The sequence below is a fragment of the Flammeovirga sp. MY04 genome, assembly GCF_001682195.2.
GTDB classification, from domain to species: domain Bacteria; phylum Bacteroidota; class Bacteroidia; order Cytophagales; family Flammeovirgaceae; genus Flammeovirga; species Flammeovirga yaeyamensis.
In genome coordinates this window covers 3,732,125-3,749,913 of the sequence record NZ_CP003560.2, presented here as the reverse complement: position 1 = coordinate 3,749,913, position 17,789 = coordinate 3,732,125, and the positions used below count along the sequence as shown (strand labels likewise).

At 35.7% G+C, this 17,789-nt stretch carries 13 protein-coding genes; 8 read left to right on the top strand and 5 right to left on the bottom strand.

The window, feature by feature from the left end:
- Nucleotides 1–122 precede the first annotated feature (122 nt).
- From nhaD to MY04_RS14960, 3 genes are all read left to right on the top strand, one after another.
- The gene (gene nhaD, locus MY04_RS14970; RefSeq protein ID WP_336234575.1) at nt 123–1,508 is read left to right on the top strand and encodes a sodium:proton antiporter NhaD; all 1,386 of its coding nucleotides are present in this window, start codon (nt 123–125) and stop codon (nt 1,506–1,508) included.
- 713 nt (nt 1,509–2,221) lie between these two features.
- Complete coding sequence (locus tag MY04_RS14965) at nt 2,222–2,689, top strand: hypothetical protein (protein ID WP_158297719.1); 468 nt, start codon at nt 2,222–2,224, stop codon at nt 2,687–2,689.
- 93 nt (nt 2,690–2,782) lie between these two features.
- A complete protein-coding gene (locus tag MY04_RS14960; protein ID WP_066210841.1) occupies nt 2,783–3,526 on the top strand; it encodes a GIN domain-containing protein in 744 nt (247 codons plus the stop codon).
- Nucleotides 3,527–3,646: 120 nt separating this feature from the next.
- Here MY04_RS14960 and MY04_RS14955 read toward each other — a convergent pair whose 3' ends face one another.
- From MY04_RS14955 to MY04_RS14945, 3 genes are all read right to left on the bottom strand, one after another.
- The gene (locus tag MY04_RS14955) at nt 3,647–3,946 is read right to left on the bottom strand and encodes a hypothetical protein (protein WP_066210840.1); all 300 of its coding nucleotides are present in this window, start codon (nt 3,944–3,946) and stop codon (nt 3,647–3,649) included.
- A gap of 178 nt (nt 3,947–4,124) precedes the next feature.
- Nucleotides 4,125–6,317, bottom strand: coding sequence for a B12-binding domain-containing radical SAM protein (locus MY04_RS14950; RefSeq protein WP_066210838.1), 2,193 nt, complete (start codon nt 6,315–6,317; stop codon nt 4,125–4,127).
- Nucleotides 6,318–6,495: 178 nt separating this feature from the next.
- On the bottom strand, nt 6,496–6,879 hold the full coding sequence (locus MY04_RS14945) for a DUF4296 domain-containing protein (protein ID WP_158297718.1): 384 nt from the start codon (nt 6,877–6,879) through the stop codon (nt 6,496–6,498).
- 154 nt (nt 6,880–7,033) lie between these two features.
- Between MY04_RS14945 and MY04_RS14940 the strand changes: the two genes are divergently transcribed.
- The 4 genes from MY04_RS14940 to mrdA are packed head-to-tail and all read left to right on the top strand — an operon-like array spanning nt 7,034 to nt 11,900.
- Nucleotides 7,034–7,906 carry a DUF58 domain-containing protein gene (locus MY04_RS14940; protein ID WP_066210834.1) on the top strand — a complete coding sequence of 291 codons (873 nt, stop codon included), beginning with the start codon at nt 7,034–7,036 and terminating at the stop codon, nt 7,904–7,906.
- A 26-nt stretch (nt 7,907–7,932) separates the two neighbouring features.
- On the top strand, nt 7,933–8,883 hold the full coding sequence (locus tag MY04_RS14935; RefSeq protein ID WP_066210832.1) for a hypothetical protein: 951 nt from the start codon (nt 7,933–7,935) through the stop codon (nt 8,881–8,883).
- Between the two features lie 20 nt (nt 8,884–8,903).
- A complete protein-coding gene (locus MY04_RS14930) occupies nt 8,904–9,938 on the top strand; it encodes a vWA domain-containing protein (protein ID WP_066210830.1) in 1,035 nt (344 codons plus the stop codon).
- A gap of 15 nt (nt 9,939–9,953) precedes the next feature.
- Entirely contained in the window at nt 9,954–11,900 is a 1,947-nt protein-coding gene (mrdA, locus tag MY04_RS14925; RefSeq protein ID WP_066210828.1) for a penicillin-binding protein 2, read from the top strand.
- A gap of 524 nt (nt 11,901–12,424) precedes the next feature.
- On the opposite strand, the gene MY04_RS14920 is transcribed toward mrdA, so the two are convergent.
- Together MY04_RS14920 and MY04_RS14915 are read right to left on the bottom strand one after the other, a co-directional pair.
- Nucleotides 12,425–13,216, bottom strand: coding sequence for a LytR/AlgR family response regulator transcription factor (locus MY04_RS14920; protein ID WP_066210826.1), 792 nt, complete (start codon nt 13,214–13,216; stop codon nt 12,425–12,427).
- Nucleotides 13,209–14,339 (bottom strand): sensor histidine kinase, encoded by a 1,131-nt coding sequence (locus MY04_RS14915; RefSeq protein WP_084005906.1) that lies wholly within the window; start codon nt 14,337–14,339, stop codon nt 13,209–13,211. The genes MY04_RS14920 and MY04_RS14915 overlap by 8 nt, the downstream gene beginning before the upstream one ends.
- Nucleotides 14,340–14,648: 309 nt before the next feature.
- Here MY04_RS14915 and MY04_RS14910 point away from each other — a divergent pair, with 309 nt between their 5' ends.
- Nucleotides 14,649–17,780 (top strand): SusC/RagA family TonB-linked outer membrane protein, encoded by a 3,132-nt coding sequence (locus MY04_RS14910; RefSeq protein ID WP_084005905.1) that lies wholly within the window; start codon nt 14,649–14,651, stop codon nt 17,778–17,780.
- Nucleotides 17,781–17,789: the final 9 nt, after the last annotated feature.

The window sequence follows — 17,789 nt, the reverse complement described above, 5'->3', positions numbered from 1 at the left end:
AGCTAAATTTACAACAAGAACTATTGAAGCAAGAGACCTATATTTTCTTCATCTATGAAAGTTACATTTCTACAGATTTATCTTGTTTATTACTCTTGCTTGAGACCTAAAATATTTTTTTGATGATGTACTATTTGATGCTCGAAGTTTTTATTTTCGGGTATATCTTAATTGTTCTCGAACACAATATCCATATCAACAAAGCAGCAACTGCGTTAATTATGGGAGCCGGCCTTTGGGCATTGTATGCTATTGGTGCAGATGATATTCTACAACTTGGTTTTAGTGAGTCTTGGAAATCATGGCTCGATGGCGGTGGCGAAACTGGACATGAAGGAATTATTCATTTCATTGTTCATCACGAATTGACCGAACACCTTTCGGAAATTGCCTCTATTGTCTTCTTCTTAATGGGAGCCATGACAATTGTAGAAGTAATTGATGAATATCAAGGTTTCCGTATTATTACCAATAGGATAAAAGTGACTCAAAAATCGAAGTTATTGGTCATTATGTCCCTATTAACCTTCTTCCTTTCTGCAGCATTAGATAACCTTACCACTACAATCGTAATTGTAGCAGTTCTTAATAAACTGATAAAAGACGATGAGACGAGGTGGTATTTTGCAAGTATGGTAGTGATCTCTGCTAATGCAGGCGGTGCTTGGTCACCAATTGGTGATGTTACCACTATCATGTTATGGATTGGAGGACAGATTACAGCATTAAAAATTATTGAGGAGATCTTTATGCCTTCATTGGTGGCCATGGTTCTTCCAATGATCGTTTTAGCATTCAAACTCAAAGGAGAAATTGATACTCCCGATATTCATGAAGATGAGAATACAGCTTTTATTAAATTAAGAGATAGAATTATTGTACTTGTAATGGGTATTGCAGCGTTATTGTTTGTGCCTGTTATTAAGTCATACACTCACTTACCTCCATTTATAGGAATGTTGTTAGGTTTAGGTGTCATGTGGTTTATGACTGACTTCAAATTGCATAATAAAACAGCCCATGATAAAAGAAAGTTGAATGTGGGGCATATCTTGAAAAAGATTGATATGCCAACTGTTTTATTCTTAATGGGTATCCTATTAGCAGTAGGTGCATTAAGTAGTGCCGGACATTTAAATGTATTGGCTGGTTTTATGCAAGAACACTTCACGGATATCTATCTTCAAAATACTTTAATTGGAGTACTATCAGCAATTGTTGATAACGTACCTATTGTGGCAGCATTTATGGGGATGTATCCAATTGCTGAAGCAGGTGCAACAGGAGAAATGGCCAACTTTGTAGTAGATGGTAAATTCTGGGAAATGCTAGCGTATTGTTCAGGTACCGGTGGTAGTATTCTTATTATCGGATCTGCAGCAGGTGTAGCAGCAATGGGTATGGAACATATTTCATTTACTTGGTATTTAAAGAATATTGCTTGGATTGCTGCTTTAGGTTACCTAGGAGGGATATCTTTATTCTACTTAGAGATGTTATTCATGTAAAATATAAAGAGTTAATCTAATTGTAAGGTTGCTGTTTCTTAGGAAGTAGCAGCCTTATTTTTTGTTTGAAATTTTGGAGTTATTAAGCGAAGTGAGGGATTACTGTCTTGTTGGAGATTGGATGTAGATAGTTGTAAGGAAGCCCGATAGTTTTCCGAGGGGTTTCACCACCTCGTTTTGGAAGATCATTGCAATAAGTTTTTATTAAGCCATCTAAATCATGCTAGAATTATTTCGATGTATTTTGTTCTGAGGGGTTACACCGCCTCAGAAATATTGAACACACATTTGATAATACTATCTCAAAAATTGAAAATTCCCTCTTACCTCTTACTTATTACCTATTATTTATTCCTTATTACTTAAATAAACGAGCGTAAAATCCGCAACTCCTACCTCCTCACTCCTAATTCCTAACTTATTTTTCTTGTCGAAATCAAAAAGTTATTCACATGCTGTGTTGGTAACTTATTTTTTATTTAAAAATTTAAATTTTAATAAACATTCAAAAAAATAATGTTTAAATTTCATGTACCAAGACTTATTCACAAGAAAAACTGTTTATGAAACGATTGTTGATATTCCCTTTAATATGCTTAATTACAATAAGTTGTTCTACAAAAAAAGATACCAAGAAACATGAAAGTGTTGATAACTTTTCAGAAGGTATTTTTCCTAAAACTATAAGCCATAACATTGAAACCACATCCGGTATGGTATTCACACTTACGGAAGAAAAACTTAGTCACAGTGTGAGTAACATTTCGATTCAAGGAATTAATTTTCCAAATTCAATGGAAGTAATTTCTGTAAATGATACAGATCCCATCGAGCAGTTTAATGTGATGGATTTAAATAACGATGGGTTTGAAGAAGTGTATATCACCCAACGTTCAGCTGGTTCGGGTGCTTATGCAAAGATTATTGGTATTGCCTCAATGAGGGATAATAGTTATGGAAGTATTTATGTTCCTCCAATTTCTGATAATGATGATCTGTCGAATGGATATATGGGACATGATGAAATAGAATTTACTAAGAAGAATATTATCAGAACATACCCTGTTTATAAAGAATCTGATTCGAATGCGAACCCTACTGGAGGACAAAGAAAGGTGCAATATGAATTAATAACCGGAGAAGCAGGTTATATCTTAAATCCATATGAGTTACAAATGTGATACTCAATATAGTTGTTGTATATTTGTGCTTTAAATAATCTAATTTATTAACCTTATATGAAAACTTGTTTTCTAAAAACAAGCTTATTTGTTATGCTTGTAATTTTCTCTTTTGCCTGTAAAAAAGAAAAAGGAGAGGGACCTATCATTTCGAAAGAATTATCAATAAGCACTTTTAAGAAAGTAAATAACTCTGTAGCTACTGAAATTCTTATTGAATACGGTACTGAACAATCTGTAACTGTAGATGCAGAACAAAATGTACTTAATGCTTTAAATACAGCTGTATCCGATTCTACTTGGAACATTAGTTTGAGAACAACGATAAGAGATTACACTTTAAAAGTAAAAATCGTTACTCCAGAAATCGATGCTTTTATAACTTCAGGAAGTACACCAGTAACGATCAGTGGACCACATTCTTCTAATGGAGATTTTGCAATAACAGCTTCAGGTTCTTCGATTATTGAGGTAGACGGTATGAATGCAATAGTAGGTGATATTACATTAGAAGCTTCCGGAAGCACGACAATGAATTTAAATGGATTTGATGCTCGTTCGTTAAGTACGAATACATCAGGAAGTGGTACGTTTAATTTTAATGGAACCACTAACTTCTTTGCACTATTAACTTCTGGTTCTACTCGAGTAAATGCATTTGATATGACAAGTAGAGTAGCAGAAATTAACTCCATCGGAAGTACAAAAATCCAGTTAACTGCAACTGAAGAGATCAATGGTACTTTATCGGGTTCAGCTATTCTAGAATATAAAGGAGGAGCCTCTGTTGCAGGCTTAACAGCTACTGAAGGAGCAGAAATCAGAAAAGTTGATTAATTGATAAAAACTTACATAAAAAAACAACCCAACCGAATGCACCTCAGTTGGGTTTGTTTTTATACCTAATAACGGAAATAATTGTTATTGGTATACTATATATTTATACACTAAACTTAATTATTTGTTCCACTTCATGTATGGATATTTAGCTGTCTCCGTCTGACGGATTGTTTTACCCGGATTAACTTCTTGAGCTTCGCCTAATGTATTAACACCTGCTTGATTTTGAACGTGATATGCTCCTTTACGCTTCTTAGCAGTCACATCTTCTTCATGCATAACAGCTAACTTTGTATCTTGTTGAGCTATTGTTGTTGTCTTATAACTTTTACGAATATTTTTTTGAGGATTATCTGCATTTGCTGTTATTGTAATACCTGCAATTAATAAAGCGATAGCAATGATCTTATTTTTCATGATGTTGATTTTTAAAGGTTTATGTTGTTTCTAATTACAAATATATATACTTCAAAACCTTACATTACGTTACCCTATTTTACCTAATAGAAGTTAACGTATTAACATTTTCTGAACCAACATTATGCACTACTAATTTAGTCACTTTTTAGAGTGGTATTGATATTTTAAAGGGGTGTTAAAGGCGAATTAAAAGTAATCCTTTTTCTCTTAATTGTTTCCAAGCATCGCTTTCAAAGAGTTCTTCTCGATCAAACCCCGTTTCTTCTTCAAATGTATCACCTACTTTTTGGATAGTAGAAAACTCTCCTTCTTGATATATACTGAATTCCTCAATTTGCTGAGCAATGAATTCAGCCAATACATCAGAAGTTTCAATCACCATATCTTCTTTCTTATTGATAAAGATTAATTCTCCCCAACCTTCGTCTTCATCAATTTCTACCATTGGACTTTTACCCAGCCATAATAAGGCGTATTTAGGCAGTTCAATATCAGCTTTTATAGTTTCAGTTAAAGCTTCTTCTATTAGATCAGGAGCAAGAGTAGTAGAGGATACAGAGAAGTCGAACCAATTCTGTACAGGTAAGTCCAATTCTAATCCATGCATAAAATTAAAGATAGAAGTTTTGAGCCCTTGACTGAATCGATCGTGTTTTGCTCCTGTTGGATCTTTGTGAGGTAAATCGTTCCAAGCAAATCCTTCGAATTCAAATTCTTCCTTTTCTACTTTATATTCTTCTGGGTTTAGACCTACTGGGGCATGAGCAGTCATGGCAAACTGATGCCAAAATCCAGAATGAAGACACTTTTTAGCAAACATCTGTCTCACTACTTCTAATGAGTCGATAGTTTCTTGTGTATTCTGAGTCGGGAATCCATACATGAGGTATGCATGTACCATAATATTCGCATCACTAAATGCCTTGGTCACTTGAGCCGCTTGTTTGATAGTTACCCCTTTCTTCATCAGTTTCAATAGACGGTCGGAAGCGACTTCAATTCCTCCAGATACAGCAACACAACCTGATGCTGCTAGAAGTTTACATAAATCTGGAGTAAAGGTTTTTTCAAAGCGGATATTCCCCCACCATGTGATTTTGGTTCCTCTTCGGATCAACTCAATGGCAATATCTCTCAAGGCTAGTGGAGGTGCAGCTTCATCTACAAAATGAAATCCAGTTTGCCCAGTCTCTTTGATGATCATTTCGATACGATCCACAATTAAAGCTGCTGGGGCAGGGTCATAGCGACCAATATAATCAAGTGATATATCGCAGAAAGTACATTTTTTCCAATAGCAGCCATGGGCTACAGTTAGTTTGTTCCATCGGCCATCGTTCCAAAGACGATGCATAGGGTTGGCCACATCAATAACAGATAAGTATTGATCCAATGGTAAATCGCTATAGTCAGGAGTGCCCACTTCTGCATGAGTAATGACATCCTGTATTTTTTGGTCGATATATTTTACCTCTCCAACATCAGATAGTTTGAAGGTACGCTGAAGTTGCACTTCGTTTTTCTCTCCTTTAATGAATTTCAGAAGGTTAAATAAAGGCCCTTCGCCATCATCTAAAGTGATAAAATCAACATAATTGAAAACACGAGGATCTCTTAATGTTCTTAGCTCAGTATTCGGGTAACCTCCACCCATCGCTACTTTAATGTTTGGGTAGTTGTTTTTGATGTACTGCCCGCATTTTAATGCACCATACAGGTTTCCAGGGAAAGGAACAGTAAAGGCAACAAACTCTGGGTCGAATAATTGTAGCTTTTCTTCAAAAATTTCGATTAACCACTGATCTAAAAGGTGAGGTTCGCCTTCTATTGCTTCTTCAATAGGAGTAAAGCTAGTCGCAGACATCGCAACTCTTTCAGCATAGCGGGAAAAACCGAAATCTTCGGTGATGGTTTCAATAATAAAATCGCCAAGATCTTCAAGGTATAGCGTACTTAGGTAGCGGGCTTTATCATTTATACCCATGGAACCGAAAGTCCACTCTACATTGTCGACATTATTAAATCGAGAGGCACGAGGTAGAAAATCATCCTGACAAATACTGTGTGCTAACGTATTGTCTTTATTTTGGAGAAATTGAATAACAGGCTCAATGGTTTCAAGGTAATCGTCCTGAAGCATAAAGATTCTTTGAACGTTATCACTTGTCTCTTGAATAACCTCTTCTGCTTGATCAAAAATTTGAGTTAAACCATTGGCACTAAATATCTTTAATACCAGCTCCAACCCAAGATCAATTTGATGAGCATCGATGTTTTGCTCTCTCAAAAAGCCCTTAAGATAAGCCGTCGCCGGATAAGGCGTATTTAACTGAGTAAGCGGAGGTGTAACTAATAATGTTTTGATCATGCGATTATAAATTCCAAAAGCGTGGTCTTAAAATGAATAAGACTGATATTCAAACAACAAATTTAAGGGGATGATGTTGGAGTTGATAATTATTATTGTGAAAATTTATTTATAAAAAAGAGGCTATTCCATTTTTGTAATGAAATAACCTCTTTAATATATTTTTTGATAGCAAAAATTAAGGAGCAATTGCTTTTGCGTCTTTATCAGCACCTAATGATAATGCTTCTTTCTCTTGCTTAAGCGTTTCTACCACTGTTTTCTGAATTTCAGCAGCCTCATCAACTCTATGGTTTAAATAGAAGTTGTAGCTTTTGTTGAATACTGCAGAATCAACATTATTATTGGTGTAGATATCATCTTGTAAAGCAACGTAAGCATTCATCGCCTCATCTTTTGGAAGATGCTGTGTTGAAACTGTAGCTTCAGCTTTATAAAGATCGATTAATACTTTGACCATAACATCTTTAGATAAAAGGTCTGCAGGTGCTTGCGCCTTTTCTTTAGGTGCACAGCTCACGAGTATTAAACCTAATGCGAGTACTTTCAATATTCTTTTCATATGGCAAAAATATCGAATGACAACATAACTAAGAATCATATAATGTTAGTAGTATGTAAAAATGTGGTTAAATAGTGTTAAATGAGCCTCTAAGTTGTACACAAAGATCAGGTTGAAGTAAATTTGGTAACTGGGAAAGTCTAAATTTTAATGAATGAAAGAATTACTGAAAAAGTTAAGGAAGTACGAAATCCGTATTCGCAAGGCGATCAACTCGCACATGCAAGGGGATTTTCATTCTGTATTCAAAGGGTCCGGTTTGGAGTTCGATGATGTACGCCTTTATCAGTATGGGGACGATATTAGACATATCGACTGGAATGTGAGTGCAAAAGGGCATGGTACTTTCGTAAAAACATTCAAAGAAGAAAAAGAACAAAACGTTTTCTTTGTAGTCGATGTGAGTGCATCTCAGGACATTGGTAAACCGAACAGGAAAAAAATAGATATATCAAAAGAAATAGCAAGTGTATTGGCGATGTCTGCCTTAAAAGAGGCAAGTTCAGTGGGCCTATTGTGTTTTTCTGATGATAAAGAACGCTATGTGAAACCGAATAAAGGGAACAAACATGCGTATCAATTGATAGGCGAGTTATTTCGTCTGAAGCCTAAATCGCCTAAAACAAATATCAATAGGGCGTTGGGTCAAACGTTATCCATGATCAAAAGGAAAAGTATCATTATTGTAATTTCCGATTTTGTGGATGAAAACTACGAACGTCACCTAAAAGCATTGTGTAGAAAGCACGACCTTGTAGTAATACATGTGGGTGATGATCGTGAAACTACCTTCCCAAGAATTGGTATCGCCCCACTTTATGATAAAGAAGCAGGGAAAACAATTTGGGTAAATACTTCATCTAGAGAGTTTAGAAACAATTTGGATAAATTTTATGCTCAAAACAGGTTGGAGCTAAGTGACCTAGTCAGAAGGAACGGTGGAAACTATACTTTTATAAATGCACAAGAGGATTATGTACCTAAACTTGTTCAGTTATTTAAAGTTAGAAACAGCGGAAGAAAATAAACGAATCAAACGAGCATCAAATCGTGATGAGAAAATACTTAAGCTTATTTTTTACATTATTCTTGACTCAGTCTATTGTGGTGAATGCACAGTCTGAGGATCAAAATTTACCTTACGGTAGATTTTTCGGGGATAGTATTATGCTTGGAGAGGAAATAAAGTACTCATTAAGGTACGAACATCCTCCAGAAGAAGAGGTCTTATTTCCAGACTCTACTTATAATTTTGCTCCATTCGAATTATTGAGCAAACAAAACTTCAATACAAGAACATTAAGTAATGTAAGTGTCGATTGTGTAGTGTACTCATTGGCTACTTACGAAATCGATTCGGTCTATGAATTGGGATTACCTGTAATGAAAAGAGCTGAGGGAACTACAGATTCCGTTTTTGCAACTCTTGATGGCATCTTCCTTAGAGAAATGATTCCAGTGGTATCAGACTCTACGAAAATTATTGCGGATGTCAACTTCCTTGATCTGGAGACTCAATTCAACACGCCTTTACTATTAATTATTCTAGGAAGTATTGTTGTGCTTGCTCTTTTATTCTTATTGATCTTTGGTAAACGCATCAAAGAAGGATGGAGAAAGAAAAAGGTACAGAAACAATACGATGCATTTAAATTATCATTTGATAAGTACTTGCAACAGGATATGGATAGTAAATTGACAGAAGACGCTGTTGCCGTTTGGAAAGCTTATTTGTCAAAAGCCATAAAAATTGATATTCAACCTTTGACTTCCAAAGAGACAGGTAAAGCATTACATTCTGAGGAGTTAGAAAAACACCTTAAAGTATTAGATAGAGTGATCTATTCTGGACAAGGAGGCGAGGAAGCTAAACCTGTCATGAAGTACTTGGATGAAATTGCCACAAAAGGTTACGCACATGCGATGGTCAACGATCCTGTAAAGCCTTTTGAAATTGAAATGAACGTAGTCGTTCAAGAAAAAACAACCGAAGATAAAGAGTAAAATTACTACAAGCAGTAATTATGTACGAAGATATATTGTCATTACATTGGTTTAAACCATCAACACTAGCCAATTTTGATTGGGAAAATTTTGATTATCTCTATTTCATTTTAGCGATTCCATTGTTATTTCTATTGAGATGGTTGTTGCGTTATAGAGTACGTCAGAAATTAGATGTAGCCCTTCCAGAAGGAAGGCTTCAAGCAGACTGGAGTACCTTCCTAAGATTTTTACCTCCATTATTTTTAAGTCTTGGAATGGCGTTAATGATTATCGCTTTAGCAAGACCTCAGAAAACAAACGAACAGGTGGAACAGTGGTCGGAGGGTATCGATATCATGTTAATTCTTGATATTTCCCATTCGATGAAAATCGAAGACTTTGTTCCTAACCGTATGGAGGCAGCCAAAAAAGTAGCCACTAAATTCATCGATGGCAGGGTGCAAGATAGAATTGGTTTGGTCATCTTTTCAGGCGAAGCCATTTCTTATGCACCTTTGACGACCGATTATACCCTTCTAAAAGATCTGGTAACGGATATTGACTTCAACATGATCAAGAAGAATGGTACGGCAATAGGATTAGCATTGGGTGTAGCCATTAACCGAATGAGAGAGTCGACAGCAAAATCAAAAGTAGCAATTCTATTATCCGATGGTGAAAATACCGCAGGAAGTATCGACCCAAAAACCGCCGCTGAATTGGCATACGGTTATGGAGTAAAAGTATATACAATTGGTGTCGGTAAAGAAGGTAGAGTACCTTACGGAACTGATATGTTTGGTGTACCTAAGTATATCGAACAACATTTGGATGAAACGGCCTTGAGAGACATTGCAAGAATTGGTAAAGGAAAATACTTTAGAGCAACAAATAATAAAGCCTTAGCTAAGATCTTCGATCAAATTGATAAGTACGAGAAAGCGGAAATAAAAGAGACAAGATTTAAAGACACCAAAGATTATTATCATATTTATTTGATATATGGATTGATTTTTTTCCTAATTTGGTTGGCATTAAAGAGTACTTTCCTTACGAACGCACTAGAAGATTAATTCTCAGGAGATTAAATGGAGACAAGACGCTGGCATCTTATTTTTGGTTTTACCATGCTATTCATCTTATATGGTATTGTACTACTTAATATTCAGGTATTAAGTAGTGAGTATAAAACCATGTCTGAAGCGAACATCGTAGACCGTCAAGTAGAATACCCTCTTCGTGGTATGATTTACGATAGGAATGGTCAACTTTTAGCGTCGAATGCTGCCGTTTTTGATATTATGGTTACGCCAAAATATTTTAAACTGGCCGAAGAAGATTCAGCAATACTTGCAGGTATGTTGGATTATACCATTGAAGAATTGCGATTCAACATCAAAAAAGCTAGAGGATATTCTTGGTTTAAACCTTCTGTTTTAAAGAAGCAGATCAGTCAAATAGATTACGCTAGGATCCAAGATAAAATCATCCGTTTTAAAGGAATTTCCATTCAAGCAAGAACGATTCGTTCCTATCCTCATAAAAGTTTAGCCAATGCTTTAGGCTATGTAAAAGAAGTATCAAGATCCTATTTAGAAAAAGATACCACTAAGTATTATCAAAGTGGTGACCTTATAGGCATATCTGGTATAGAGAAATTTTACGAAAAGCAATTAAGAGGGCAACGTGGAGTAAGCTACGTGATGAAAAACGTAAAAGGGGTAGTAAAAGGTCCATATGCTGATGGTAAATTAGATACTATTCCAAGAGTAGGTGCGACATTAACTTCATCCATAGATCTTGATTTACAGAAATATGGAGAGGATTTGATGGTGAACAAAAAAGGAGCAATTGTAGCTATAGATCCTAGCACAGGAGAGATTTTAGCCATGATCTCAGCACCTTCTTATGATCCAAATGAATTAACAGGAGAGGGTAAACGAGTTTCTAAAAACTACAGCAGCCTTTCAAGAGATAAAAACAAGCCTTTATTTAATAGATCCATGCAATCAAGGTATCCTCCTGGATCTACCTTTAAGACGGTAATGGCCATGATTGGCCTTCAGAGAGGAGTAGTAGATACCACCACTACATATTTTTCTTGTAACAAACGATTAGTAGGGTGTCACGACCATGCAAGTCCATTAAATGTTCGCGGATCAATTGTCAACTCATGTAACCCATGGTATTATCAAGAAATCCGAAGGTTAATGGATGATGAAGGGAAAAGATACCAGACATCTGACCGTTTAAGAGAGACTTTGGATGAATGGAGAGACGAAGTAAAAGGCTACGGTCTAGGTGTCAAATTAGGCGTTGACATGCCTTATGAAAAAGGTGGTCTAGTGCCAAGTTCAAAACTTTACGATAGAATTTACAAAGGTGGAGGATGGAAAATCAGTACGATTCATTCCATCAGTATTGGTCAGGGGGAAGTATTATCAATGCCAATTCAGTTGGCCAACTTAGGTGCAATTATAGCGAATAGAGGACATTATTATACTCCACATATTATTAAAGATGTTGGAGGTGAAGGTCCATTGGAACAATATAAGGAGAAACATACGGTAAATGTTAAACCAGAATATGTAGATCATATTGCTAGAGCTATGGCGGATGTGCCTAGAATAGGTACAGCAAGAAGAGCATTTAGTAACGATATTGTGATCTGTGGTAAAACAGGTACAGCACAAAACCCTCACGGAGAAGACCATTCAATTTTTATGGGATTTGCTCCGTTACACAATCCTAAAATCGCCATTGCAGTGTATGTAGAGAATGCTGGTTTTGGTGGTACATGGGCTGCTCCAATCGCCTCTCTAATGATGGAAAAGTACGTGAACGGAGAAGTGAAACGTGGCTACCTAGAGAAATACGTTTATAGCGGAGATTTAATTGCTAAAGAAGAAGCAAGAAAAGAACGTGAGCGTAAACTCAAAGAATTAAGAGAGAAAAATAAAGCGAGATATAAAGAGATTCAGGCGCGTAAGGCGAAACAGGATTCTGTGAAGGTGACGACTTCTGACTCGGAATAGGGGTGGGAAATGAAAAATTAAAAGTGAAAAATGAAAAACGTGGTTAGTTGTTCTGCCGCTCGTTTTTTTATCGTGATATTAATTTAATTCATGAGTTTTTACCCCCCCTGAGAGCGCCTTTAATTGCACTTTTTATCTTTAATATCAGATGATCTATTCAAAAAAAACATGAAAAGAGCTTTATGAGGCACTTATATCTGTACTTTCTTTCCTGAAATCATTTGGTTTAAATTTACTTCATAAAAAAAGAGGTCGGGAGACCTCTAACGTTTTTTAGACATAAATGTCGCTAGCGCTTAACATTTGCCCCAGCTTTACTTATTCCCTCTTACCGTCTAAACATCCAAAGGAATGAATTCCTGGGCTTTCGATACACCAAACATTTTAACTGGGATTCTAAGTTATTCCCTATTAGTTATTACTTAAAAAAAACGAGCGTTTTTTCGTACACATTATTGTAACTAACTACGTTTTTCATTTTTAACTTTTCATTTTTAATTAAAAAACGAGCGTTAACTTTGCCCCTAGTTTCCCGGCATAATCCCCTTACTATAAATCGTATCCTTCACTACTTGTTGATACAAACGACCAATAGGAAGCATTTTTCCGTTTTTTAATTCTACTTGATTTCCCTCAATAGCATTTACTTTATTAAGTGAGATCGCGTAAGAACGGTGTATTCTAATAAAATCGTTATCGGGCAGGGTTTCTAGAATTTTGGTGAGGGTATAATGAACTACCAACTCTTTTTCTTTGGTGTACACTCTTAGATAATCCTTTAGACTTTCCATATATAAGATGTCGTCTAAAAGAATCTTGACCATTTTCTTTTCTACTTTAAGGAAAATGAAAGGAGGTTCATCAGATGTTTTTGGTGTAATCCTTGTTGGTTCAGGTGGAGCGGAAGAAGTGACCTCCGGTGTGCCTTTATGTGCATTTTCAGCCGCTGCTTTAGTATTGATTAACTGAGAAGCTTTATTGGCTGCTTTTAAGAATCGTTGGAAAGAGATAGGTTTTAATAAATAGTCAAGTGCAGAAATTTCGAAACCTTCCAAAGCATACTCACGGTAAGCAGTAGTTAAGATAATTTCTGGTTTTTTCTCTAAAGATTTTACAAAATCGATTCCCGTAAGCATCGGCATGTTGATATCTAAAAAGATAAGATCAACGCTATTATTCTGTAAGACGTTAAACGCATCAATAGCACTTTCGCAAGTGGCAATAATTTCAAATTCATCAAGACGTTGCAGATAATTTTCAATTACCTTAATTGCTAAAGGTTCATCGTCTACAATCATACATTTTATCTTACTCATCTCTTGGAATTTTAAGCGTTACGTTAAATTTATCATCACCATCTAGAATTTGAAGAGTATATCTATCATCATAAAGTAACCCTAATCTTCTTTTGGCATTGGATAGACCAAATCCACCTTTTTTAATAGTTTCATTAGAACTTTCTGAAAGTACAAAAGGTAGTTGTATTTGATCGATACTTGGATTCTCTACTTCAAATGTGATAAAATCATCTGATATGATCAAATTTAAGTCAATCTTGATTTGATTGAGCTTATTCTTTACCCCATGTTTGAAAGTGTTCTCAATAAATGGTAAAAACAATAATTGAGGAACACGGACTTTTGTAGCATCACCTTCGATATTAAAGGAAATATCTAAACGTTTTCCAAATCTCAGCTTCTCTAAATCAAGATAATTTTTCATATGATAGAGTTCATCATCAAGATTTACGCGGGTTTCTTTTTGATAGAGCATGTAACTCATCAATTCGCTAAGCTTCATTACCGCATCTGGCGCCTCATCACTTTTGTCTAAAGTAAGAGAATAGATATTATTTAATGTATTAAAGAGAAAGTGGGGTTGAATCTGACTTTTTAAAAGACTCAACTCCGTCATCATATTCTGTTTTTCGAGCTCTCTGGTTTTTCTTTGGTTGGCGATCCAATTTCTTGTTAAAGCAATGGAAGTGGTAATTCCTAGTACATATAATTCTCCAGTGATAATAGCTACAACATGATTTACACTAAGAATTTCTGCTTGTGCACCCGCTTCGGGCCATACAGGTAATAGGAATTGTTGGGTAAGAAATACCTTTAAGTACATCATGGCTGTTAGAGACGCACCCAAATGTAGTAGATAGCCTACATACTTTTTAGTTGGGATGTACTTTGGTAGTAGATAATAGGCATGGTAATACGATAATGGAATGTGTATCGCAAAACCAATTAAGTTGGATTGAAAAGAATATGGATAGTCATCGTAATAACTTCCCCAACGTAAACCATTCAATACATAATAGCAAATCCAAAAAATGCTATGATGAATTAGTGGTTTGTTTAGTTTTAAAGACATTGATAAAGGTAGATTTTCGAATAAATTTACCTGTCTATCGAATAACGTTTGTTTAGAATTTGTAGCCATTGTTTAACAGAATATTTTTAAACATTAGCTAAATAGAAGTTAAACGTATGATAAACAATTAAATTAGATTATTGCATTAAATCTAGGTTTTTATGACGTTCATATGGGGTTGAATGCTGTTTGTCCTAAAAATAATGCAGTATATCAATAGTTAACTACTGTTAATCTATTTTTTTAATTTTTCACAAGTGTTAGATATACATTTACGATATCAAGAAACTGCGAAGGAGTGTTTCCTTCGTTTTGTGGATCAAAAATAAGAAATATTACTCTGATCTACACGTCTGTTCATCTAACCTTCAGTTCAATATGAAATTCAGACTACTAACACTTTTATCAAGTTTGCTCTTACTAGCAAATGTAACCCTCGCTCAAGATAAAATTATAGAGGGTGTAGTTACAGAATCGGGATCGTCCGACGGTTTACCTGGTGTAAACGTTTTACTTAAAGGTACATCTACTGGTACAACTACAGATTTTAACGGTAAATTTAGTTTATCGGTACAAGAGGGTGCTACTTTAGTATTCTCTTATGTAGGTTACGTTACACAGGAAGTACCTGTAGGTAATCAAAGCAACTTCAATATCTCTCTAGAAGTTGATGCAGAACAATTAGAGGAAGTGGTAGTCACTGCTTTCGGTATGGAAAGAGAGACAAAAGCACTAGGTTACTCTGTTCAAGAGGTAAAAGGAGATGATTTAGCTATCGCTAAAGAACCAAACGTAATTAACAACTTATCTGGTAAAGTTGCAGGTGTACAAATTACTAAAACTGCAGCTGGTGCGGGTGGATCTTCTCGTGTAGTTATTCGAGGTAACTCATCTTTAACTGGTTCTAACCAACCACTTTATATTATTGATGGTGTGCCAATCGATAACTCTTCATTCTACTCAGCTCAGGGTTCTTACTGGGACGGTGGTATCGACTATGGTGATGGTATCGGTGATATTAACGCTGACGATATCGAAACGTTATCAGTGTTAAAAGGTCCTGCTGCAGCTGCATTGTACGGTTCTAGAGCAGGTGGTGGTGTAATCGTTATCACTACTAAAACAGGTAAAGCAAAAGAAGGTATTAGCGTAGAATACAACGGTAACTTTACTTTTGAAAATCCATTAGTAATGCCATCATTCCAAAATGAATATGGTATCGGTACTTTCGGAAACATTCCTAATCCAGATGAAATTAGAAATCCAGAAGTTTCTGGTTCTAGCTGGGGTCCAAGAATGAACGGTCAGTCTTATGTAGACTGGACTGGAAACCAATCAACTTACACAGCACAACCAAACAACGTAAACGACTTCTTCCAAACAGGTTCTACAATGACCAACTCAATTGCAGTTTCTGGTGGTTCAGAAAATGCTGATTTCAGAATGTCGTATGCTAACCTTCAAAACAGCGGTATCATTCCAACAAGTTCTTACGAAAGAAATAACTTAGGTTTGAGAGGACGTTTAAGAAGCAAAAAATTCACTTTCGATACGAAAGTAAATTATGTAAATGTAAAGGGTAACAACAGACCTTATATGGCTGAAACAATGGAAAACCCAATGTTTACGTTTATCCAAATGCCAAGATCTATTCGTAATTCAGATCTTCAGAACAATTACTTAAGAGACGGTGAGCACTACAACTATACTGAATCTCCATTTGTATTTAACCCTTACTTCTCGATTAACAAATCGCCAAACTGGGATGAGAAAAACAGAGTAATTGCTTTAGGTTCAGTGAAATATGACCTTACTGAAAACTTAAGTTTCCAACTACGTCACACTGCAGATATTTGGCAGCACGAAAGATATAAGACAGCTCCAAAAGGACAAAATGTATATCACCCTCCAGGAAGATTGTCAAAAGACTTGTATAACGTACAAGAGCAAAATACTGACTTCTTAGTAAACTTCAAGAAGGATTTTGATAACGAATTATCATTCAATGTTTTAGCAGGTGGTAACTTATTAAAGCAAAGAGTAGTGCACAATCAAACAATTGCGAATGCATTGTTAGAAAAAGATTGGTATAGCTTCAATAATGCTGATGGAGGTACTTCTACTACAGAGCACTTAACAGAGAAAGAAGTTCAATCATTATATGCTCAAATGAGTGTTGCTTACAAAAACATGTTATTTGTTGATGTAACAGCAAGAAACGACTGGTCTTCTGCATTACCAACTCACAAGAGTGGTTACTTCTACCCATCAATCACTGGTGCATTTGCATTCTCTGAGATGATGAACGTAGATGAGTCGATCTTCACATTCGGTAAAGTTAGAGCATCATATGCACAAGTGGGTTCAGATCCTAATCCTTACTCTCAAACATTAAATTACTCTGTAATTACTCAAGATGTAATTAATGGTCAGCCAGCAGGTTCTATTGGATCGATTAACAATAGAGGTGATGACAACTTTGTAGGTCTTGTAGATCCGAATATCGAGCCAGAGAAAACGACTTCTATCGAATTGGGTGCTGACTTGAAATTCTTAAATAACAGATTAGGAGTAGACATTACGTACTACAATGCAGTAACAAGTAATCAAGTAATTCCAGTATCACTTCCTTATACAGCAGGTGCACATTCAGTAGTAATCAACCAAGGTTCGATGAGAAACAAAGGTATTGAGGTTTTAGTAACTGCTGATGTATTCAAAAAGCCTTCAGGATTTAACTGGAACATGGGTGTGAACTTCACTAAGAACAATAACACTTTAGAAGAATTGTACGAAGAGGAAGGTTTAACTCAGATCTTATTAAACAGATCTGCAAGAGGTGAAGCAAACATTTTTGCTGAAGTAGGTAAGCCTTACGGTGAAATCAAAGGAGCAAAATTAGTAAGAGGAGCAAATGGTTTACCTCAATTAGATGAGGATGGCAATATCATGTTAGATGCTGATGAGACAGGTAACGGAATGCTTTCATTAGGTAACATCACTCCAGACTACATGATTGGTTTCACTAACACATTTACTTATAAAAACATCATGTTAAACATAGTTGTTGATGCTAAAGTAGGTGGTGATATGTTCTCTTACTCTAACTTCTCTATGCACCAAAATGGTAACCACCAATTAACTGCAGAGCAAAGAAATGCAGGTGGTGTTAAAGTTGTAGATGCAAACGGTCAAGAACAATTAATGGATACACAAGAATATTACCGTCAAGTTGGTCAGAATAACGTAGCGGATGACTTTGTAACAGATGCTTCTTATGTGAAATTAAGAGAATTAAGCTTAGGTTATAACCTTCCAACTAGATGGACTGAGAAAGTATTCGTGAAACAAGCTTCATTATCATTCGTAGGTAGAAACTTAATGTTCTTCTACAATGGAATGGACGGTATCGATCCAGAATCGATTGTATCAAGAGGTATGTTAGGAATTGAGTATGCTGCACTTCCTTCGACAGCAAGCTACGGTTTCAACTTAAACCTTAAATTCTAATAGATTAAT